The organism is Sphingobacterium sp. LRF_L2 (assembly GCF_965644235.1).
Classification (GTDB): Bacteria; Bacteroidota; Bacteroidia; order Sphingobacteriales; family Sphingobacteriaceae; genus Sphingobacterium.
This window is the reverse complement of sequence record NZ_CBFFRI010000004.1, coordinates 417,251-437,577: the sequence shown is the minus strand read 5'-3', so window position 1 is coordinate 437,577 and position 20,327 is coordinate 417,251. Positions and strand designations below refer to the sequence as shown.

The 20,327-nt window shown below is 37.8% G+C and carries 21 protein-coding genes; 15 read left to right on the top strand and 6 right to left on the bottom strand.

Going from position 1 to position 20,327, the window contains the following annotated elements:
- Nucleotides 1-149: 149 nt before the first annotated feature.
- On the bottom strand, nucleotides 150-530 hold the full coding sequence (locus ACSZOX_RS10675) for a response regulator (protein ID WP_437919942.1): 381 nt from the start codon (nucleotides 528-530) through the stop codon (nucleotides 150-152).
- 683 nt (nucleotides 531-1,213) lie between these two features.
- Here ACSZOX_RS10675 and ACSZOX_RS10670 point away from each other — a divergent pair.
- Both ACSZOX_RS10670 and ACSZOX_RS10665 read left to right on the top strand, forming a co-directional pair.
- Nucleotides 1,214-2,029 (top strand): metallophosphoesterase family protein, encoded by an 816-nt coding sequence (locus tag ACSZOX_RS10670; protein ID WP_437919941.1) that lies wholly within the window; start codon nucleotides 1,214-1,216, stop codon nucleotides 2,027-2,029.
- A 1-nt stretch (nucleotide 2,030) separates the two neighbouring features.
- Complete coding sequence (locus ACSZOX_RS10665) at nucleotides 2,031-2,606, top strand: hypothetical protein (RefSeq protein ID WP_437919940.1); 576 nt, start codon at nucleotides 2,031-2,033, stop codon at nucleotides 2,604-2,606.
- Between the two features lie 40 nt (nucleotides 2,607-2,646).
- On the opposite strand, the gene ACSZOX_RS10660 is transcribed toward ACSZOX_RS10665, so the two are convergent.
- Complete coding sequence (locus ACSZOX_RS10660; protein ID WP_437919939.1) at nucleotides 2,647-3,024, bottom strand: lipocalin family protein; 378 nt, start codon at nucleotides 3,022-3,024, stop codon at nucleotides 2,647-2,649.
- A gap of 217 nt (nucleotides 3,025-3,241) precedes the next feature.
- Here ACSZOX_RS10660 and ACSZOX_RS10655 point away from each other — a divergent pair, with 217 nt between their 5' ends.
- The 8 genes from ACSZOX_RS10655 (at nucleotide 3,242) to ACSZOX_RS10620 (ending at nucleotide 6,690) form a co-directional block, all read left to right on the top strand.
- Nucleotides 3,242-4,057 (top strand): class I SAM-dependent methyltransferase, encoded by an 816-nt coding sequence (locus ACSZOX_RS10655; RefSeq protein WP_437919938.1) that lies wholly within the window; start codon nucleotides 3,242-3,244, stop codon nucleotides 4,055-4,057.
- Nucleotides 4,058-4,465: 408 nt separating this feature from the next.
- Nucleotides 4,466-4,648 (top strand): hypothetical protein, encoded by a 183-nt coding sequence (locus ACSZOX_RS10650; protein WP_437919936.1) that lies wholly within the window; start codon nucleotides 4,466-4,468, stop codon nucleotides 4,646-4,648.
- Nucleotides 4,649-4,690: 42 nt separating this feature from the next.
- Complete coding sequence (locus tag ACSZOX_RS10645) at nucleotides 4,691-4,828, top strand: hypothetical protein (RefSeq protein ID WP_437919934.1); 138 nt, start codon at nucleotides 4,691-4,693, stop codon at nucleotides 4,826-4,828.
- Nucleotides 4,829-4,897: 69 nt separating this feature from the next.
- Complete coding sequence (locus ACSZOX_RS10640; RefSeq protein ID WP_437919932.1) at nucleotides 4,898-5,080, top strand: class IIb bacteriocin, lactobin A/cerein 7B family; 183 nt, start codon at nucleotides 4,898-4,900, stop codon at nucleotides 5,078-5,080.
- A 66-nt stretch (nucleotides 5,081-5,146) separates the two neighbouring features.
- Nucleotides 5,147-5,326, top strand: a complete 180-nt coding sequence (locus ACSZOX_RS10635) for a class IIb bacteriocin, lactobin A/cerein 7B family (RefSeq protein WP_437919930.1) — start codon at nucleotides 5,147-5,149, stop codon at nucleotides 5,324-5,326.
- 68 nt (nucleotides 5,327-5,394) lie between these two features.
- A complete protein-coding gene (locus tag ACSZOX_RS10630) occupies nucleotides 5,395-5,580 on the top strand; it encodes a hypothetical protein (protein ID WP_437919928.1) in 186 nt (61 codons plus the stop codon).
- A gap of 33 nt (nucleotides 5,581-5,613) precedes the next feature.
- On the top strand, nucleotides 5,614-5,790 hold the full coding sequence (locus ACSZOX_RS10625) for a hypothetical protein (RefSeq protein ID WP_437919926.1): 177 nt from the start codon (nucleotides 5,614-5,616) through the stop codon (nucleotides 5,788-5,790).
- A 606-nt stretch (nucleotides 5,791-6,396) separates the two neighbouring features.
- Complete coding sequence (locus tag ACSZOX_RS10620) at nucleotides 6,397-6,690, top strand: Sec-independent protein translocase subunit TatA/TatB (RefSeq protein WP_437919924.1); 294 nt, start codon at nucleotides 6,397-6,399, stop codon at nucleotides 6,688-6,690.
- 72 nt (nucleotides 6,691-6,762) lie between these two features.
- Here ACSZOX_RS10620 and ACSZOX_RS10615 read toward each other — a convergent pair whose 3' ends face one another.
- The 3 genes from ACSZOX_RS10615 to ACSZOX_RS10605 form a co-directional block, all read right to left on the bottom strand.
- Complete coding sequence (locus ACSZOX_RS10615; protein WP_437919922.1) at nucleotides 6,763-7,998, bottom strand: family 43 glycosylhydrolase; 1,236 nt, start codon at nucleotides 7,996-7,998, stop codon at nucleotides 6,763-6,765.
- 208 nt (nucleotides 7,999-8,206) lie between these two features.
- Complete coding sequence (locus ACSZOX_RS10610; protein WP_437919920.1) at nucleotides 8,207-8,935, bottom strand: GNAT family N-acetyltransferase; 729 nt, start codon at nucleotides 8,933-8,935, stop codon at nucleotides 8,207-8,209.
- A gap of 7 nt (nucleotides 8,936-8,942) precedes the next feature.
- Nucleotides 8,943-9,842, bottom strand: coding sequence for a DMT family transporter (locus tag ACSZOX_RS10605; RefSeq protein ID WP_437919918.1), 900 nt, complete (start codon nucleotides 9,840-9,842; stop codon nucleotides 8,943-8,945).
- Between the two features lie 441 nt (nucleotides 9,843-10,283).
- Between ACSZOX_RS10605 and ACSZOX_RS10600 the strand changes: the two genes are divergently transcribed.
- The 5 genes from ACSZOX_RS10600 (at nucleotide 10,284) to ACSZOX_RS10580 (ending at nucleotide 19,077) form a co-directional block, all read left to right on the top strand.
- On the top strand, nucleotides 10,284-12,947 hold the full coding sequence (locus ACSZOX_RS10600; RefSeq protein ID WP_437919916.1) for an alpha-L-arabinofuranosidase C-terminal domain-containing protein: 2,664 nt from the start codon (nucleotides 10,284-10,286) through the stop codon (nucleotides 12,945-12,947).
- 253 nt (nucleotides 12,948-13,200) lie between these two features.
- Nucleotides 13,201-15,744, top strand: coding sequence for an ATP-binding protein (locus tag ACSZOX_RS10595; protein ID WP_437919914.1), 2,544 nt, complete (start codon nucleotides 13,201-13,203; stop codon nucleotides 15,742-15,744).
- A 160-nt stretch (nucleotides 15,745-15,904) separates the two neighbouring features.
- Nucleotides 15,905-17,782, top strand: coding sequence for a PAS domain-containing sensor histidine kinase (locus tag ACSZOX_RS10590; protein ID WP_437919912.1), 1,878 nt, complete (start codon nucleotides 15,905-15,907; stop codon nucleotides 17,780-17,782).
- A gap of 440 nt (nucleotides 17,783-18,222) precedes the next feature.
- Nucleotides 18,223-18,546 (top strand): hypothetical protein, encoded by a 324-nt coding sequence (locus tag ACSZOX_RS10585; protein WP_437919910.1) that lies wholly within the window; start codon nucleotides 18,223-18,225, stop codon nucleotides 18,544-18,546.
- A 111-nt stretch (nucleotides 18,547-18,657) separates the two neighbouring features.
- Complete coding sequence (locus tag ACSZOX_RS10580; protein ID WP_437919908.1) at nucleotides 18,658-19,077, top strand: cytidine deaminase family protein; 420 nt, start codon at nucleotides 18,658-18,660, stop codon at nucleotides 19,075-19,077.
- Between the two features lie 109 nt (nucleotides 19,078-19,186).
- Here ACSZOX_RS10580 and ACSZOX_RS10575 read toward each other — a convergent pair whose 3' ends face one another.
- Nucleotides 19,187-20,170 carry an alpha/beta fold hydrolase gene (locus ACSZOX_RS10575; protein WP_437919906.1) on the bottom strand — a complete coding sequence of 328 codons (984 nt, stop codon included), beginning with the start codon at nucleotides 20,168-20,170 and terminating at the stop codon, nucleotides 19,187-19,189.
- Nucleotides 20,171-20,327 lie beyond the last annotated feature (157 nt).

The following is a 20,327-nucleotide window of genomic DNA, read 5'->3' as shown; positions in this document are numbered from 1 at the left end:
AAAACAAATCAGTAGAGAGGAATATAAAGTGTTTTTATGAGAATAAAATTGATCTAATTAATCTTTGTAAGATTTAATATCTGTTTTTCTCCGAGACTTTTCTGAAAATACAATATCGTATTTACCTACCAGTCTAGGCAAGACACGATCTAGGCTGTAGCTCGATTACTTTTACCATTTTCCGCAATGATTTGTAAAAGATCCTGCATATCGAAAGGTTTTGGCAAAAAGTAGTCCGCACCAGCATTCATCGCTACTTCTTTACCGTCTCGACTCGCAGATATGCATACTACATAGGTTTGTTTAAGAAAATCATCTGCTTTTACCCTTTTAATTACTTCATCACCACTCAAATTTGGCATCCACAGATCGACTATCAATATATCAGGTTTAGTAGTAAGCATCCGTTCGTAAAGCTTCGCGCTATCTCGCTCAATAATAGCTTCTGCTCCCGCAAATTGGACGATCATTTCTAACACATCCAAAATACTCGGATCATCATCGCATAAAAAAACTTTTCTTAATCCCATAGCTAGAAATTTAATATTGCAGCAATGCAAAGGCTATTGATTCTACGCGTTAACACTGCTGCAAAAAAAAGTAGCAAAACAGAAGCCAATTAATGTTATTATCCAATTAATTTTTAAATTACGTATTTATATGTGCTGGAATGATGTAAAAACGTTCTTAAAGAATGATTGAAAATTTGGATTGGCTATTGTATATTATTTTAGTTTTTCCCTGAAAAGATGATTTTAAATATATCTCAGTGCAAAAAATAATTGGAAAATAGTACTGGTATAGAATTTTTTAGCTTGAATGTTCAGCATGTATCATGTTCAGGAAATAAGGGGTTTCTTGAATCAACGATTTTGCCAGCTCGATGCCATCGGATTTCGGGCAGACACGTAACGGAAGAGCGTGAAGTTCATCTGCGTGGTAGGTATTGGTTAAAAACGATCCCTTTTTCAAATTGATTGCGATAAATTTCTTTTTCTTCAAACTTGTGAAGGACAATTTTTAGTTGCTCTTGACAAAATCACGATACGCTGAATGTAACGTCGATTTCTTCTAAGGGATTAAACGGCAAAGGAGACGGGCAATAAATTAACGCCGTAATTCTGATATTTACATTTTATTGACTTTTTGCCTTTAAAAGTTAAAGTATTAAACATTAACCTTGCATCGAATTTAAAAAGGTAAGTGTTAGGATATGTATCGTTCCAAAATTTTACTTGCAATAGTTTTATGTTTTACAGCGATTGTTTATGCTGCCTGTAAACGAAACTTTCAGTATTCTGTACTTGAGGTAAAACCCTTAACAAATGATCTCAATTTAAAGGCTATTGATAAGGTAGCGATGATGGAAGCTCGAGATACCTTTTCTTTTTTAGTTATTTCGGACACACAGATCGCGTACGATGAACTTCAAGATTTTGTCAAACATGCCAATGACCTATCGACCGATAGTATTGCATTTATATTACATGGGGGAGATTATACGGATTATGGTGCCAATTTCGAGTTTAACCTGTATTACGATGAAATTAAGAAATTGAAGTTTCCAGTTATCGGTACAATTGGTAATCATGACATGTTGGGAAATGGCCGTGAGATCTTCAGAAAATATTTTGGATCGGAGGAGTTCTCTTTCAATTTTGGTAAGACTACTTTTATTTCCTTTAATTCAAATTCCAGGGAGGTAGGTTTCGATGGTTCGATACCGAATACAAATTGGATACAGGAGGAGCTGAATAAGTTTGCTGATCAAAAAAATATTGTATTTCTTTCGCATATCGCTCCAAGAGATTCTGATTTCGATCAAACAAAAACAAAAGAATTAACCACTATAATGTCTCAAGCACCAAATTCGCGCCTATCTATACATGGTCATACACACTCATTTGATTTTGGCGAATTCTTTAACGATGGTCTTTCGTATGTGGTCGCACCTACGCTTTTGAAACGTGCATATGTTAAGGTTACCGTAAGAGATAAGAAGATAGAAGTGAATGAAGTTTTATATTAAAATGAATAAAACCCTTTTTTTTCTAATTTTCCAATGCTGCTTTTTGGTAAGTGGAGCACAGATTATCAAGTTGGATACCTTGTTGAAAATTATTACACCGAACAATGTGAAGATCCAATACGCGGGTAATATAGGTATGTTTTCTTCGGGAATAGGCTATACAAGTCCTAACAAGAGGTGGGAAGGAAATCTTTTATATGGATATGTACCCGCTAAATACGCGGTAGAACCCATACACTCTGCGACAATAAAAGGTAAGTTTTCTTCTCTTTTGCGTGAATATGCTGATGGCTTCGAAATCAAGTGGCTGCAAATAGGTCTTTGGTATAATTACTCGTTTGGAGATCCGTATTTCTTTAAATTACCATCTTATTACGATTCAGGTTACTATTATTTTTCTACCGCAGTCAATGTGGGATTGACAGTAGGATCTGAATTTAGATACAAGCGATGGGGGCTTTACTACGAATTAGGAACAACCGAGAAGAGAACTATTAATTATGTAAAGAATCTGAAATCGGTGGGTTTTAATGAAATTTGGAATATTGGTTTAGGTGCGATTTACTATATTAAGTAATTTGATATGCTCCATCGCGTTGTCTTTGCCGTTATTTCTTTTATTCCAGATACAGTCTTGATCGAACGATGAATTTAGGTTCTTTGGAATCACTTTCTATAATTAATTTAGCGTTCTTTAGACTGTATTTAAAAGGCATTGTTTTTCCATTAAGACTTAAATGTAGAGAATCTTTCGATACAGTATAGGTTCCAATACCGTCGCGCGATTTAAATGATCCATTTGGAAAGAATTCAACAGTTTCATTTTGAATAGAATCCAACCGATTACGGGCACCATCATATTTTGTATAATCGAAATTAAAGTATGTTAACTCCTCAGCAACCAGCTTCCACTTTTTCTGTATCGGATTCCCTTGCCTATGAAAGGATAGAAATACGATACTTGCTACGATAATTGAATAACAGTAAAATCTCATAACAACAAATGTAATATTTTATTCCTTGGACTTGGATTAAAATTTGAATATATCGCAAAAAATAAACAGACTTAAGTGTTTTTAGTATTAGCTTTCTATTTAGATGTTGGAGATTACAGGGGGAAAAAATGATATATTTGAACTGTGGTTGGTTTACTGTTTGTGTGGAGAACTATTACAGTTAAAACGCCTATCGAAGAATAAAAATCTAATCATTATGAGCTCAGAATTAAATTACATTGAGATAAACAAGCACTCGTGGAATAATAGAGTAGATACACATTTGAAATCAGAATTTTATAATCTCAACAGATTTTTAGAGGGAGATACTTCCTTAAATCCTATTGAATTAGAAATACTTGGCGATATTAAAGGGAAAAAGATTCTGCATCTACAATGTCATTTCGGACAAGATACTATTTCGCTAAGTAGGCTAGGAGCAAAGACCGTTGGTGTTGATTTGTCCGATAAAGCAATCGAATACGCAAAAAAGCTCTCTGAAGAAACAAATGCTGACACTGAATTTATTTGTTGTGATCTGTACGATTTAGAAGATCATTTGGACACACAATTTGATATCGTGTTTACAAGTTATGGAACCATAGCTTGGCTCCCCGATTTAGATAAATGGGGGAAGTTAATATCTAAGTTTTTAAAACCGGGCGGTGAGTTTATTTTCGTAGAATTTCATCCCGTAGTCTGGATGTTTGATGAAAATTTTGACAAAATAGACTACAATTATTTTAACGTGGCACCGATAGTAGAAACAGAAAACGGAACTTATGCTGATAGAAATTCGAATATTTCGCAGTCTTATGTTACCTGGAACCATAGTATCAGTGAAGTGGTAAGTAGTTTATTAAACAACTCCTTAGTACTTCAGCATCTTTGGGAGTATGACTATTCACCTTATCCTGTTTTTAGTAATATGGTAGAATTTGAACCTAAAAAATATCGTATTGAACACTTAGGAAATAGGCTCCCAATGGTGTATGCTATTGTAGCGCGAAAAGAGATAGACCTCTGTGATTGACAAAATACAATAGTCCCTTTGCAAAATAATAAACCAACCGATTTGTCAGCGGTCAATTAATTGCTCTTATAGTATTTTATTCTCTTTCATTATAAACTGCTGTATAGTAAAACTGTTTCGAAATAGACAGGATAAAAAAAGCAAATTACAACTCCTTCTATAGCTCTTACGTGAATCAAACGCAAGAGGGAACATCTTTTCAATAATCTGGAAGTGTATTGATTAATACCGTGCCCCTTTACACTGCTTAGCGAAGATCAAGCAGTGTAAAGGGGCACGGAAGGTTTTACAAATCCACCAACTTCTTATAATTTTTATAAAAAAAATAGTGAATGCTTTTTTTGTGCATTGTACTAATGGACTTTTGAGTTATAAATAGATTGATAGTAAACAAAAAAAATAAGCATTATGAAAAATTTAGAAAACACAAATTTAATGGAGTTGAATCAAGAAGAGTACATTCAGCTAGATGGTGGAGTTTATGATCCAAGCTCGGCACAAGGAGATGATTATGGTATTAACAGTCCAAATGGATGTATTCCAAATCCTTTTGACAAAATTCTAGGCAAAAAGCTGCAGTCTTCATTTTAACTAGGAAGTTGCACGTATTATTAACGAGAAAACCCTGTTCTAATGAAAGATTTAACAGAAAAAGAACTAGTAGAGATCGAAGGTGGAAGTATTATCGGGAGCATTATTAAGGCCGCTGCCAATGCAGCTATAGAAGCTGTGGGCGATATGGTTGACAATTGGAGAGGCCCGAATATTTAAGGTGCTACACAATAAAGCGTAAGCCGAAAAGCTAAAATAGAGTAGGCACAACAATAAATTTAAATTAAAATGGAAGCATTAAAATTGAACCAGTTTGGTGTTGAAGAACTAGATTCAAGAGAACTGACCGAAGTTGAAGGTGGAGTTATTCCACCGTTGATTATAGCAGGCGCTATTTATGCAGGAGCTGCATTGGGCGGTGCAGCCACAGGATACGGTTTGTACAAATTGGTAGATTGGATTGCCAACTAATAGCATTATTAAAGCGTAAGCCGAAAAGCTAAAATAGAGTAGGCACAACGATAAATTTAAATTAAAATGGAAGCATTAAGATTGAACCAGTTTGGTGTTGAAGAACTAGATTCAAGAGAACTGACCGAGGTTGAAGGTGGTATTGCACCTTTGATTATAGTAGGCGGTATTTATGTAGGAGCTGCATTGGGCGGTGCAGCAGCAGGATACGGTTTGTACAAATTGGTAGACTGGATCGCCAACTAATAGCATTATATAAGCGGATGTCGAAAAGCTTTGATAGAGTAGGCAACATCTTTTAACATAAAATAAATATGAAAACGATCGATATGAATTTGGTTACAGAGTTAAATGTAGAAGAAGTAAATGAAATTAACGGCGGATTTATTCCCTTGGTAATTTTTGGTGTTGCTTATACAGCAAGTCAAGTAGCTGCTGGAGCAGGTGCTGTATTTTTAGCTGGTATGGGTATTGGTGCGGCAGTAGCAGCGGCAAATTAATTCAATCATTTTCTAACATAAAAAAGAATTATTATGAAAGATTTAAATTTTTTAGTAGATTTAAACGAAGAGCAGGCTAAAACAATTGAAGGCGGATTTATTCCCTTAGTGATATGGGGTGTTTCCTTCACCGCAAGTCAGGTCGCTGCTGGAGCAGGTGCTGTGTTTCTGGCAGGGATGGGTATAGGTGCTGCGGCAGCTGCAAAATAAAGAGTGTAAACTTTTAATTTAAGAATTATGAAAAAGAAGATTAATATGAAGGTAGTTTTAACTCGAGCATTTTTTGTCTTTGTACTATTTATGCTAGTAGGTGGTTATCTAGCCTACTTAGGAATCTAAAACTTAATTGTTCATATTCTAAATTTATAATACGACAGGAATCGTTTTTTGATCCCTGTCGTATATTTTTACAAATATTTTTGTCCTGCCATAGGTAAATTGCGTCTATTTTACCACTTTCTTTCTTCCATTTTGAATTGTTTCTTCGAATTTCTAAAATTTAAATATAGAACATGTTTGATAGGGTTTGGATTCCTTTGAAACGGACAAGAATCATTTCGGAACGTTGTGTGTTCGTCGACGTCTTGAACCAAAGAGTTGGAGTACCACAAATCTGAAAGCAACATTAAATTTACATCCTACCACATTAGTTTGATACAAAAATGTGGATTGCGTTGTCTTTCGTTAATATCTTCTTTGATTCAGATTAGAATTCGATTAAAAGTGATAGATAACTAGATGAGATTTGTTACTGCCGCAGCATGTTTGAAAATATTTGTTCCACCTTTGTGCTCAGAAATAATAAAAATTAAAGTTATGACATTTGCTTTTATGAATATCGGTACCCAAGAAATGATCCTGATCTTAGTGGTTGTATTGTTATTGTTTGGTGGGAAAAAACTTCCGGAAATGGCGCGTGGCCTGGGGAAGGGTATTCGCGAATTTAAAGATGCTTCTGAGGGTATCAAGAGAGAAGTGAGCGAACAAATTGAGAAGGCTAACAACAGAGATAAGGAAGATCTGACTCGAGTGGTGCCAGAATCAACATCCAGTTCCGATACGTTAGAAAGCGATCCCAATTTGCCGGATAGTGATAAAAAAGATAAATAATTTACGCTCTAAAGCGAGGGATTGGAGAGAGTACATCGACCGAAAGAGAAATAACAAGGTTTCAGCAGTAAGCTAATATTTGCTTTTCCATGTGATGTCCCATTTCTTGTGCCAAATTGTTTTTTCTCTGTCCTGGACGAAAGGTTGGTCCTTTGCTGGATAAACACGACCGTCAGCAGCAAACTGAACTTTTACGAATCCCACTTTCTCTCTAAAATGACTTTGACGGTCGTTTCCGAAATAACTGGACCACCAATTCCCTTCGTTGTCTTTAAAGAAGCCCGTGCCTCCTGCACAAGGTATACTTTCGTGACGCATGTTGTAAGGACCATAAATATGGTCAGCCACTGCTAAGCAAGTGGAGTAACGACCTCCGTAATTGTCCGCGGCTCCCAGATAATATTTGCCAGCGTGCTTAAAGAGTACAGCCCCTTCATGACCTAAATCGTTCATTCCTCTTCGAAAACATTTTTCGGCGTGGTGGCTCGGAGTATGATCAGGATCGTTGAGTGTGATGGTTTGAAAACTTGTTTCGAAACCGCTTAGATCATCGTTTAATTGAGCAATTTTGTTCCCTGCACCATAGGTAAAATATACTTTTCCGTCTTCGTCTTCAAACAATGTCGGATCTATTCCTTCGACTATAGGCCCTTCAGTTTTGAAAGCGTTTATGTAAGGTCCTTCAGGTTTTCCAGTACTGCTTTTTAGTATCCCTATACCATCTGGACACATGCTGAAGCAGATGTAATAATTATTTTTTATATAATGAATCTCGGGTGCCCATACGGCACGTACAGCTCTTTTCGGATGTTGTCTCCATTCCTTCACCCATTGTTCGGCTTCTTTATCGATATCCCATACAAGCCCCAAGTAAGTCCAAGAAGTTAAGTCTGGAGATTTCCAGAGTTCGACTCCGTCGGTAAATGCCCAGATGTTATCTCCCGTAGAACCTGTCATGTAATAGTTTCCATCGCCACCAACGGTTACAACAGCATCTCGAACATGGAGATCTATAGCCGGTTGTATGGGGGGTACCAGACCGCTATCTACTGCACTTCCTGTCGCTTGCCCCGAAAAATTTAAGTCGTACTCCTCTCGCGGGTAATCGCCACTGTATTTAACACCGTCGGTACCGCTACGCCATCCGCCACGTCCATCTCCCTCATGGGGGCGACCTGGGCCACTTATGCCTAAGAATTGTTTAGCCCATCGTATTTCCTCTTCGGTAGGAATAAATTTTTTTTGCGCAAAAGTAGGTAAGAGGATAAGAAAAAGGATAAAATTTAATAAGATGCCAGATGGTCTCATAAGTGTTTTAGTTAGCTTAACAGTAGTTACTGGTTTATTTTACTTGGTATACGGATGTATTATTTCAGACATCCGTCTTTGCATTAATAACTAAAGATAAAGAGTTATATTGAACAAACTGTCCTGTAATGTCCTGAAGAATATATAAAACAGTTTGTTTAATGTAGACAAAACAAAATAAAATCATCTATTTTAAAGCGATATCTTTCTAAGTTTTTAGTTTGTAATTACACATTTTAAATAGTTCATTGAATCCTATTTTTTTGTAGATCCCCAATCCCAACATTGACGATTGTAGGTGCGCAGATAATAATCCCTTTTGTTTGGCATCTCGTAGTAAATAATGCATGGTCCGCTCTGCAAAACCTTGTTTTCGAAATTGGTCCAAAATTCCTAAGCTATGAATACCTATTTGGTTGTCTTTCGTAAAGGTCGCAACACAGCCCACTGTTTGTAAACGATCATTTTTAAGCAGAAAGAAGCTAACTCTTGTTTTTATCTTCTCTATTACTACCGAGGGAATTAGATAACCAAAACATTGCTTGAAAACAGTACTCCATAAGATCGATTTTTCTATATGATCAACAGGATCTAAATGGATGTTACCCACAGGAATGGTTTGGTAGTCCGAAAGCGGCATAGACATACCTATTTGTGTCGATTTCAAAACGAGCCCTAAAGAATCGGCTTCGTTTTCAGCCTCGTACGTGAGTTGGTTCCATGTTGATAGCGTGAGTTCGACCGGGGATTGTTGCATAATCTTTTTGACGTATGTTAAGCTATCTGGTTGTAGTTGCTCTGTTGTCCAAATTCTATTAGGCCATTCGGAGTAGTCGATACCAAGTACATGGAAGTCAGAAGTTTGTTTATAACCGCCGCACATATTGGCGACAGTAAGCCATAAGGAACTGATGTTGTCTATATTTTTTTGTGTCATAATGGTACTATTTTTTTAAACTGATGAATACACCTATAAATATGCAGAGTGTAGCAATAACCTGATCGAATTGTAGTATGTCATTCATAAAAAGTATGCCTGCTAAAATGCCAAAGATTGGACTGACATTGCTGAAAAGCGATGCTTGCGCAGCGGATAAATTTTTGATTCCTATACTCGTGAGCAAGGATGTAAGCAATGTAGACAAAAGGCTCAAATAGAATATTGCTGCTATATAGCTGTAATTGCTGAATCGATGAAGATCCATAAGCACTTGGTAATCGACACCCCCCAAAAATAGATACAGAATGAATGAAGTGGGTAATGCGAACATGATGAGGTAGTAAGCAATACTAATTGGAGGTAGGTTATTTATTGTCTTTCTTAGGATCACATAGTAGAAAACCATAGAAAGCATGGAGCAAAAGAGGAACAGATACCCCATGCTATTATCGGAAAAGCTCTCGAAAGAACGAATAGACAGATAAGAAATCCCGCAAAATGAAAGAACAATACCTAAATATTGAAATTTTGTCGTTCTCTCTTTCAGTATGATGGCGGCGACTACCGTAGTAAAAATTGGAATAAGAGCATATACAATGGACGCTTCTGTAGTGGTTACATACTTAATGCCCATATTTTGGAATAGGAAAAATGTAATAGGATAAAGTTGTGCTAATAGGAAGAGTTGAAACTTTTGGCGTTTCTTTAGGTTCTCGATATCTATAATTCCTGTTTTCTTCAACAGGATAAGCGCAAAGCCGGCCAATAACAACCGGTCTAATAATATGGCGGATGTTGAGGCACTCGTTAACGCAATTTTGACGAATACGTAGGAAAATCCAATAATGACTGCACTCGTTAATAGTGACAGTATCGCTTTTACTTTTTTTTGTTGTGTTTTCATTCATTCTGGAAATGGAGCTTTATAGTTGGCCCTGCTTTCATGGGCAAATGTAGCGACGATTATTAGCCAAAACATTTACATATGTTGAGCTTATTTATTTTTCTTCTGACAATATTTTCTGCTGGATAGAAGTCTTACACACGCTTTAATTATGGGAAATTAGAATGTATTTATAAATGTTACTTTGACATTTATGTTTTTTTAAATATGTTTGAATCGGTAATCAATTATGTTCGAGGGATTTTTAGATCATTGATTAACTTTTTAATATATTGTTTCTTCTGATTTTCTACTTATAAAGCGTTTTCTTTTTAATAAGGTAAGCCAAATAAAATGCAACGCGTTAAATTCACGGTTGGTCTTGACGGTACGAGTAAAGAAAATAGCCTGTAAGATGCGTAGATAAAGGGAGAAAAAATAGCATTTGTATAACCTTAGAAAATGATGAATATAATAGCAAAGATCAATTGGAATCCGAGATGTTTTGTGAACAAGGAAAGTCTATTGCCTTTCAGAAAAGTGATGCAGCGAAGGCTGTGTGTGCATATGATATTTCTTGTTGGTATACTTCTTTTTGCCGACGCGGTACGGGCGAATGAACCAGATTCAGTATATGTATTTGCTTACAACACAGCTAAGAATGATTACCACAATGGATTACATATCGCTTGGAGTATCGATAAAAAAAATTGGGAAGGAATAGGAGAGGAATATAGTTTTTTGCGTTCGGATTACGGACAGTGGGGACAGCAGAAGAAAATGAAGGATGTTTTCCTATTTTATTCGCCTCAAGGACGTTGGCATTGTGTGTGGAGCTTAAATGATGAAGATGGTGCTTTTGCTCACGCTGAGTCGGCTGATTTAATCAATTGGAAAAGCCAATCTTATCCGCTTGTTATGCCCAAGGGCAATTGTTTAAAACCATATATAGAATTTGACAAAGAGAGTGGACGATATATTGTCGGATGGCATAGTACGAATCATGGCGAGCAAAACTACGTGGTGACGACGTCAGATTTTAAAACATATTCGTCGGCTAAAGTTCTTGAAGGTCACGTAATGGAGCGTACACAGGTGATAGTCAATCAGGAACTGCAGTCGGGGACCGTCCATAAAGTGGCCTGGTCTGTGTTGGATAAATTAATCAAGAGTTATCAAATAAGTAGCTTCAACTTAAAACAGAACCAAGAGGTAGCTGCGGATGATGGTATTAGATTTAAAGATTTAAAACCCGTGCATGCTGTTTTGAACTTCGGTGGAGCTGAACCAAAGAACATTAGTAATCTTATGGTCGGTGCATTTTTTGAAGACATCAATTACGCTGCAGATGGCGGACTTTATGCTGAATTGGTGCAAAATAGAGGGTTTGAATATTCTTCCAATATCCGTAAGGAATGGAATAGTTTGACTGCTTGGCGCGCTAGAGAAAAAGGAGATGAGTTAAAGATCGGTACTGAAGATCCCATTCATGTAAATAATACAAACTATTTGATCTTGGATGCTCGGACAAATGGGGGGGTGATTAATGAAGGATTCGGAGGTATCGCCGTAAGGGGAGCCGAAAAGTATTTATTTTCCGTATTTGCTCGAGATATTGGTAAGAAAGGAGGCAGGCTTATCGTGCGCCTGTTGGATAAGTCTGGCAACATAATTGGCGAAGGGAAGACTGCTGCTCTGACAAATAAGTGGAAGAAATTGGAGGTTAATATTACTGCACATGCTACCGCTGCAGATGCGGAATTGCTTATTGTGCCAGAAGGATGTCAGACGGTGAATTTAGATATGGTATCGTTGTTTCCAGAAAAGACATTCAAAAATAGAAGGAATGGAATGCGTCTGGATCTAGCAGAAATATTGGCCGATATGAAACCTAAGTTTATTCGCTTCCCCGGAGGCTGCGTAAGTCACGGTAATGGACTGGATAATATTTATCATTGGAAGAATACAATAGGTTCATTAGAGAGTAGAAAACCGCAGCGTAATCTATGGGGATACCATCAGTCATATGGCCTTGGTTTTTATGAGTACTTCCAGTTCTGCGAAGACCTAGGTGCAGAACCAGTGCCTGTTGTTGCAGCCGGGGTTCCATGCCAAAATTCTGCTCACAATGGGCACGCGCTCGGCGGGCAACAATGCGGGATTCCCTTAGCCGACATGGACGCTTATATTCAGGATATTCTTGATTTGATTGAATATGCGAATGGCTCTGCCAGCACCGTTTGGGGTAAAAAACGAATAGAGGCAGGGCATGTAAAACCATTCAACCTGAAGTACCTTGGAGTTGGAAATGAAGACCTTATTACGGATATCTTTAAAGAGCGGTTTACCATGATTTATGAGGCCGTAAAAAGGAAATATCCGGAGATTATTGTTATTGGTACCACAGGGCCTTTTTACGAGGGTTCGGATTATGTGGAGGGATGGGAGTTGGCGACCGAGCTTGAGGTACCAATGGTGGATGAGCATTATTATAATCCGCCCGGTTGGTATATTAATAACCAAGATTTTTACGACCGCTATGATCGGTCGAAATCGAAGGTTTATGTGGGGGAATATGCAGCCCATCTGCCAAATCGCAAAAATAGTATAGAAACTGCATTAGCTGAAGCAATTCACCTTTGCAACATTGAACGAAATGGAGATATCGTTGCGATGACGTCATATGCACCTTTATTGGCAAAAATTGGTAATACACAATGGAATCCCGACTTAATCTATTTCGATAACGAAAAGGTATATCCAACCGTAGGTTACTATGTTCAACAGCTTTTTGGTAAGTATAGTGGGGATGAATATTTACCGAATCTTGTTCAACTCGATAACCGCGATACGAATGTACGCAAGCGGATTGCAGCTTCGGTCGTGCGAGACAGCAAAACCGGTGAGGTTTTCGTCAGATTAGTGAACTTACTTCCTGTAGAGGTCAATATTGAGCTATCTTCTTCTGATAAGGGAATGGAGCTGCCGAAATCTGGAAATGCCTTCTTTCTTTCAGGAAAACCCGATTCGACGACTGCAGTACCCGTAACAAAGACGTTGACGCTTGATCAGATTCGCTTAGATCCTTATTCTTTCACATTGATTAGTCTTGGTGTGGTACATTAGTCGAATATGGCATCTAAAGCATAATTTATTAGATAGCTTCTTTCCTACGTTTGGTAGGTAGATATAAGGTCTTATCCATCGTCTAGTTGGATTTGGTTTAGTTTTTAGTTTGGGGGCGGTCAGTAATACTGGCCGCTCTTTTTTATTTACGATAAAAAGAGGGCGAAAGCCTGCTCATAGTAGAGATTGTATTGACATGAATGTGTGCGATATCTCAAGCTGTTATTTCAGTTATTTTTTTTAGCTTAGTATCATGACCCATATCAATAAGACTCTTCTAAATATCGCATTGCAAACAGAGATACCTCGTGTGTTTATTGACGCGAAAACGAAAGACTTTAAGATCATTGACTACAGTTCTGCCTTTAAGGAGTTATTCGGTGAGGCTGATTCCTATCTAGTGGGGAATAGCTTTATTCAGTTTTTAGAGGCAGCCAACATGGCGACCGTAGACCTCCAACATTTACAAAATTCCTTTATACAGGCAGTTTTCGAACGGAAAAATGTTTCCGTGCCATTTTCTTTTTATGAAGGCCAGCAAGTAATTCTATCTTTTGATAAATCAGGTAATTGGATTTTTGAAATAAAACCTCTACTTAACGATGACGATGCAATAGCGTACCTATTTCTAGATTTGATTCTAGTCGAAAAGAACGATATTCTGGATCGATCGGAGAGGCAACAGCTTGTAGCAGAAAGTGTCTCTTCAAAAGGTTCGTTGGATAAAGAGCGTAAACTGTTATCTGTATTTAAACAATCGAATACACTTGGTGAAAGGAACGAAAAGGTACCTCTAGATATGGAGCAAAAGGTTGCCTTGGCAATTCAACGTATTTCAGAATCTGAAAGTGACCTTCGGAATTTGGTCATGACGGCACATTATCCGCTGATGATTTTGCGAGGGGAGGACTGGATAATTGAAATTGCCAATCAGCCACTCGTTGACCTTTGGGAGAAGACAATAGAAGGGGTAACGGGGCAGAAACTGATGGATATTTTACCAGAAATAGCGAATCAGCCTTTCCCTAAGCTTCTTCGTCGGGTGTTTGAAACTGGACAGGGATATGGAGAAGAAGAGCAACTGTTTTTTTATCATTCACCGTCGGGACCTGCTATAAAATATGTGAACTTCTTCTATGACCCGTTGCGAAATGATATGGGGGAGACGGTAGGTATTATAGTAGCTGCCGAAGATGTTACTGCAAATGTACATCAGCGGAAAGCGTTGGAGGAAAGTCTTGCTAAGGAGCAACGTTTGGTGAAAGAAATGTCATCTTTAAACGATGAGTTAGCGGCGAGTATCGAGGAACTGTCAGCAACAAATGAAGAACTGTTATCCTATCAAAAGGATCTAAATGACAGGAATGAACGGTTGAAGCAGAGTGAAGAACGGTTTAGATTACTTGTCAAGCAAGCTCCTGTAGGTATCTGTGTTATCCGAGCTTTTGATCTTATTGTTTTAGAAGTCAACGATGGTTATTTGGAATTGGTTGGAAAGTTGCGGGATGAGGTTCAGTACCGCCCGATTTGGGAAGCTGTTGCAGAAGCCTCTGAGGGATATGCTCATGTAATGCAGGAAGTTGTAAACACAGGAAAAGCATTTGTCGCAAAAGAACATGAGGTTTTATTGGTTCGCTATGGCACGCCTCAAACATTATATCTCGATTTTGTCTATGAACCTGTTATCGCTACAGATGGTGCGGTTACGGCAATTATGGTTGTCTGTATTGATGTAACCGAAAAAGTGTGGTCGCGCAGAGCGATTGAAGAGGCTAGTGAACGAACCCGTTTAGCAGTAGAAGCTGCTGAGATTGGGACATACGACCATAATTATGTGACTAATACATTGGTTACTTCCGAACGCTTTGATGAGATATTTGATTATCCTAAACCCATCTCTCGACAAGAGCTTTTGCCACGTATACATCCTGATGACCTACATTTAAGTACTGCAGCGCATATTATTGCTGCGCGAGAAGGGAAAGTAACTTATGAAATGCGCCTGTTGTTTTCTGATGGTTCTATCCGTTGGATTCGTGTGCATGGAAAAGTGGTTTATCAATTGGATGGGAAACCGGGTAAGCTCTTGGGGACAGTCATTGATATCACCGATTTTAAACGATTACAACAACAGAAAGATGATTTTATATCCATAGCAAGCCATGAGTTAAAAACCCCTGTAACGACATTAAAAGCAGCACTTCAACTGCTGGTCAGATTGCAGGATAAGGCTGACGCTGTTACTTTTACGCGCTTGTTGACACAAGCAACTCGAAGTATGGATAGAGTAACGATGTTGATTGAGGATTTACTAAATGTAAGTGCTATGGGAAGTGGTAGTGTGGGATTGAACAAGCGAAATTTTCTAGTAAAAGATTTACTCGACACTTGCTGCAGCCATGTGCGTGAATCGGGCGAGCATACGCTCGTCTTTGAAGGGGATAGTCAATTGGAGGTGTTTGCCGACGAGAATAGAATTGAACAGGTTATTGTCAATTTCGTAAACAACGCTGTTAAATATGCCCCACAATCTCAGCAGGTATTCCTTGGTGTAAAAAGAATAGATGGGTTTGCAAAGATATATGTTCGGGATAGCGGCCCCGGCATCCCACAGGATAAGCAAAAACACATTTTCGAACGTTATGTACGAGCGGAAGATAACAGTATTAAGGTATCTGGACTGGGCTTGGGGCTTTACATTAGTGCAGATATTATCCGGAGACATGGAGGCGAAATTGGAGTAGACAGTATCTTCGGAAAAGGTGCTACATTTTGGTTTACATTGCCTCTTGGATAATTTCGTTGTTCGCAATATGCGAAAAAAGTGTATTTTGTTTGAGCGATAAGATATTGCTAAAAAAAAGCAGCAAATTTCTTTTGTTTTCTAGTAATAGCTTGTTATTTTTAATATAATTGTATCCGATTGGGAATCGGATTAGCCTCCTTGTCAGCAAACCATGGAAAACATCGATAGCCTTAAGAAAGAACTAGATTATCTTAGAAGCAAGAATAGAGAACAAGAGGTTCGTCTAGCAGAATTGACAGATTTTGCAGACAATGTTCCCATGCCTTTACATTGGATTGATCATAGTGGAATTATCATTTGGGCAAACCAAGCCGAGCTAGAATTCTTAGGTTACGACGCATGTGAATATATTGGCCGGCATATAGGAGATTTTCACACCCAACCGGAGTTTATAGAAGATATTTTAGTTAATCTTTATAATGATGTCAAGATCCTAGATTCACCTGCAATTTTAAAACATAAGGATGGCTCTCTTCGTTATGTGTTGATCAGCGCCAGTGGATGGAGAAAGGACGGAGAGTTTATGCATTCACGATGTCTCACTCGTGACATTTCAGAAATTGAAAGAGTAAAGCAAGAAGGGAATAAGCTGCTGGAGGAATTGAAGGAAAGTGAGTCTCGACTTCGGTTGGCCATAGAATCGACAAATTTGGGGACTTGGGAGTGGAGCCGGGAAAGAGGGGATATCTATTGGTCGGATGAGTGTAAGAAAATTTTAGGACTTACTGATAGGCACATTATATCTTTCCAGACATTTATTGAACGGATCAACGTGGAGGATGGGCCCATCATCCAATCGAATGTAGCTCGGATAGCAGCAGATTGTAGCACAAGCTCTCCAATAGATATCACTTGTAGACTTAATCGTTTTGTAGACGATAAAAGCTGTTCAATTAGGATACAGGCGACGGTATTTAGAAATGATCGTAACGAGATCTCGCGTATCATTGGTACGCTTCTCGATGTAACGGATGCTGTTGCAGCGGATGAGCAAAATGCAACCCTAGCGGCAATCATTACTTCTTCGAATGATGCCATTGTTGCAAAATCGATGGAAGGGGTGATTACGAATTGGAATCAGGCAGCCGAAAAGATGTTTGGTTTTTCTGCAGACGAGATTACTGGACAATCAATTATGACTATTATACCTGATGACCGAAAGGAAGAAGAGCATTATATTTTATCTCAACTGAGGAGAGGGAATAGCGTGAAGCATTACGAAACAAAACGGCTAACAAAATCAGGTGCACTAATCGATGTCTCGTTAACGATATCTCCCATAAGGGATCAGTCGGGAAGTATTATTGGTATTTCGAAAATAGCTCGGGATATCACCGAGAAAAAGCTTGAGGAAAAGCGCAAAAATGATTTTGTAGCGGTTGTAAGTCACGAATTAAAAACACCTTTGACGTCTGTGTTGCTCTATACACAATTGCTTGTAAAAAAGTCCGCTTTGATTCAAGATGAGTCATTTTTTAATATGAGTGTTAAAATCGAGGCGCATGTAAAGAGAATGACTGGTATGATTGGAGATTATCTGGGCCTATCGCGGATCGAAGAAGGGAAAGTAGATATTCGCAAAGAATATTTTGAGTTATTTCCACTGGCCAACGAAGTATTGGAAGAATGTGAATTGATAAGTGCAAAACACACATTTGAAATTGTAGGTTGTGAGGCTATAAATTTGTACGCCGATCGCGAAAAAATGAGGCAAATTTTGATCAATCTCTCTAATAATGCAGTGAAATATTCGCCGGTTGGAGGTGTGGTCACATTGGGGTGTGAACTTGCTGGTGATCAAATCAAAATTTATGTGCGGGATGTTGGCATGGGAATATCGAAGGAACATCAGCAACGACTTTTTCAACGTTTCTATAGGGTAAATAATGAAGAAAGTAAAAATATTTCGGGCTTCGGTATCGGTCTCTATTTAGTAGCGGAACTCCTTCGTTTACATGATAGTGAAATCAAGGTGCAAAGTGAAGTCGGACACGGATCGACATTTTATTTCTACTTGGCCTCGGCATAATTTTTCTTAAATCTTTATCGGATATTTTGATTTTTTAGTAAATCAATGTATTATTGTGTTGCTTCTCTTTGAAGTAAAGTTTCTGGTGGACATATCTAGACAATTTTTTTTAAATTAATTTGCCGGAGATAGTATTCACGAATTTTGTATTCTTAAAATAATTTTGCGGAAATAACTAGAAGTTAATGGGATATTAACGGACTATTTCAGCTCGTACATCGTCTACTTTCGCCTTCGGTAGCGAGCACCGAGCTGTTATAGATTCGTTATCTGATTTTTAACGAATGCCGGTCGTTTTTCAAATTGTATCTTCTTCGCTAGTATGTTAGGCCCTGTTTATTCAAACTGAAGTAGAACAAAATCTACATATGTAACTTTCGTTAACCGTTTAATTGCGCTGAGCGTTTCTATTTCTTAAGTTGGTACAAAATTTATCGCTTATGAAATTGACAATTTATTCAAAAGATAATTTGACCTTATTTAATGAAATAACTCCCTCCATTCGGTCGGGAGAATTAAAAACTTGGGAGGTCATTGAACGCGACAATGGAAGTGTCTGCTATAATTACACTCCGCAGCAATGGTCTGAGAAGGTTTTACTATTGCCCGAACTTGGAACAGGCTGTTTGATTATTTCTACGCGTTACTGGCGGGATGGGTATGTGCCTAATGAAGATATGAAAGCCTATGTGCTTAGCCGATTTTTAGAAATACTTTTAGTTCATTTTCGGGAGGGATTTGATTCTTTTAAAGTGGAGAAATAGTTATTGGAGAACAACCTCTTTTTACCGTTTAAATATAGGAACAAATTTTGCAGTCATTAAGCTATTGTGAAAACTAATATTGTTGATTAAATTAGGATACAGAAAAGAATAATGATGATGCTTAATGAAAAGGACAGCTGGGGTGGTTTATATGAAAGTGCGATAGGAGTGTTAAACTCAAGAATAATTTCTCCATTTGTGCGCGCAGGCGAAGTCGCCGCAGCGGTTTTAACAGATAAAGGAAATGTATATGTCGGTATTTGTATAGATACCTCTTGTGCGCTTGGGATTTGTGCTGAGCGGAATGCTATGGCAAATATGTTAACTAATGGTGAAAGTAACATTCATAAATTAGTTTGTTTAACGCATGGGGGGAAACCTATTTTACCTTGCGCTGCTTGTAGAGAGTCCCTTATGCAATTGAATACCTCAAGTGCAGAGATAGAAATACTTTTGGAGTTATCTAGCCTTAAGACCATACGTTTGAAAGAGGTTATTCCTTCTAAATGGAATATTGGCCAGTTCGGATAACGTTATGACGCGCTGATGTTGATTATCTCGACGGTATGCTATCAGAACTGAAAACTAAACGTTTTGGCAGTTATACAAACCATCATAGATCGATTTATCGGGCAGAGACTCATTGGCTGTCCGACCTATCCAATAATGAAATAATCTCCTCAGCCACTAATTCACTGTTATTTACTTGAAGAACATGTCCACTTTCTTGTGCTTCAACGAGTTTACTATTTGTTGAAAGGTTTAAAAAGTCATGTGCAAGACTAGTTGTGAGCTGACGATATTCCTCTTTTATAGCATGTTTTTTTATATGTTTATAGCGAATGTCTGAAGTGCCTAAAATGATCGTCAATGGGATTTTTCCAAAGTTTTCATACTGCTCTGCATTTTCAAAATTCAACATATCATTCTTTGCCTCTTTTAGTAAGGTTTCATACGATCTATAAAAATAATCTCTTTCTTCTTTATGCAGTCGATGTGACATGGGAATCTCGGGTGATACGGGAAAAAATGAAAATAACGTACGATAGATTCCTGTATTTACAACGAGCTTTACAAACCAACTTGGCGGAATAAATCTAGTGTTCAAAAGTTCTTTAGAAGCATTTTTCAATTGCCTTGGATGAGCGGCCTCTGCGAATACAATTCCTTGAATATTAGATTGATGCTTGCTTATAAAGGGGCGAAGGTAGATTCCAGCCATAGAGTGTCCGACCAGGATATAGGGTTTAGGGCAATCTGTTTTTGTTAAAAGCTGTTCAAGCTCTGCACTGACATTTTCATTCGTGATAGGTTGCTGTGATGATTCACTAAATAAAATACCATTTCGATCATAGGATATGGTCGTCGCATGTTTCGAGACTCGATCTTGTACTTCTTTCCAGATACTATGATTACTTCCCATACCCGACATAAATACAACTGTACAGAACGCTTTATTTCCTTTCTTAACGTAATGTAATGGTGTGCCGTTGATTTCCACGAAGGTTTTGTTCTCAAATAGCTTCTTTTCCAGCTGCCATCTGGAAAAGTATTCATATAAGGTACCTAAAAAAATAGATAATATCAGGAGTAAAACGAGGCTTTTTATTATGATCAATAGCATTTTTGTCGTATTTTTTATAAAACTAACTAGTTAAAAATCTGCACCTTATTAGCTTGTCTTTGTATGCGAATATATGGAGCAACACTATTTTTAGTTGTTTACATGTATTAGCTAGCAAAAGTAATTTATAATTAATATAAATAAAAATATTTCGCAC

Bases quoted from the DNA above. Each gene is read 5' to 3' on its own strand.
- ACSZOX_RS10675 (WP_437919942.1), bottom strand. From the start codon at position 530: ATGGGATTAAGAAAAGTTTTTTTATGCGATGATGATCCGAGTATTTTG.
- ACSZOX_RS10670 (WP_437919941.1), top strand. From the start codon at position 1,214: ATGTATCGTTCCAAAATTTTACTTGCAATAGTTTTATGTTTTACAGCG.
- ACSZOX_RS10665 (WP_437919940.1), top strand. From the start codon at position 2,031: ATGAATAAAACCCTTTTTTTTCTAATTTTCCAATGCTGCTTTTTGGTA.
- ACSZOX_RS10660 (WP_437919939.1), bottom strand. From the start codon at position 3,024: ATGAGATTTTACTGTTATTCAATTATCGTAGCAAGTATCGTATTTCTA.
- ACSZOX_RS10655 (WP_437919938.1), top strand. From the start codon at position 3,242: ATGAGCTCAGAATTAAATTACATTGAGATAAACAAGCACTCGTGGAAT.
- ACSZOX_RS10650 (WP_437919936.1), top strand. From the start codon at position 4,466: ATGAAAAATTTAGAAAACACAAATTTAATGGAGTTGAATCAAGAAGAG.
- ACSZOX_RS10645 (WP_437919934.1), top strand. From the start codon at position 4,691: ATGAAAGATTTAACAGAAAAAGAACTAGTAGAGATCGAAGGTGGAAGT.
- ACSZOX_RS10640 (WP_437919932.1), top strand. From the start codon at position 4,898: ATGGAAGCATTAAAATTGAACCAGTTTGGTGTTGAAGAACTAGATTCA.
- ACSZOX_RS10635 (WP_437919930.1), top strand. From the start codon at position 5,147: ATGGAAGCATTAAGATTGAACCAGTTTGGTGTTGAAGAACTAGATTCA.
- ACSZOX_RS10630 (WP_437919928.1), top strand. From the start codon at position 5,395: ATGAAAACGATCGATATGAATTTGGTTACAGAGTTAAATGTAGAAGAA.
- ACSZOX_RS10625 (WP_437919926.1), top strand. From the start codon at position 5,614: ATGAAAGATTTAAATTTTTTAGTAGATTTAAACGAAGAGCAGGCTAAA.
- ACSZOX_RS10620 (WP_437919924.1), top strand. From the start codon at position 6,397: ATGACATTTGCTTTTATGAATATCGGTACCCAAGAAATGATCCTGATC.
- ACSZOX_RS10615 (WP_437919922.1), bottom strand. From the start codon at position 7,998: ATGAGACCATCTGGCATCTTATTAAATTTTATCCTTTTTCTTATCCTC.
- ACSZOX_RS10610 (WP_437919920.1), bottom strand. From the start codon at position 8,935: ATGACACAAAAAAATATAGACAACATCAGTTCCTTATGGCTTACTGTC.
- ACSZOX_RS10605 (WP_437919918.1), bottom strand. From the start codon at position 9,842: ATGAAAACACAACAAAAAAAAGTAAAAGCGATACTGTCACTATTAACG.
- ACSZOX_RS10600 (WP_437919916.1), top strand. From the start codon at position 10,284: ATGATGAATATAATAGCAAAGATCAATTGGAATCCGAGATGTTTTGTG.
- ACSZOX_RS10595 (WP_437919914.1), top strand. From the start codon at position 13,201: ATGACCCATATCAATAAGACTCTTCTAAATATCGCATTGCAAACAGAG.
- ACSZOX_RS10590 (WP_437919912.1), top strand. From the start codon at position 15,905: ATGGAAAACATCGATAGCCTTAAGAAAGAACTAGATTATCTTAGAAGC.
- ACSZOX_RS10585 (WP_437919910.1), top strand. From the start codon at position 18,223: ATGAAATTGACAATTTATTCAAAAGATAATTTGACCTTATTTAATGAA.
- ACSZOX_RS10580 (WP_437919908.1), top strand. From the start codon at position 18,658: ATGATGATGCTTAATGAAAAGGACAGCTGGGGTGGTTTATATGAAAGT.
- ACSZOX_RS10575 (WP_437919906.1), bottom strand. From the start codon at position 20,170: ATGCTATTGATCATAATAAAAAGCCTCGTTTTACTCCTGATATTATCT.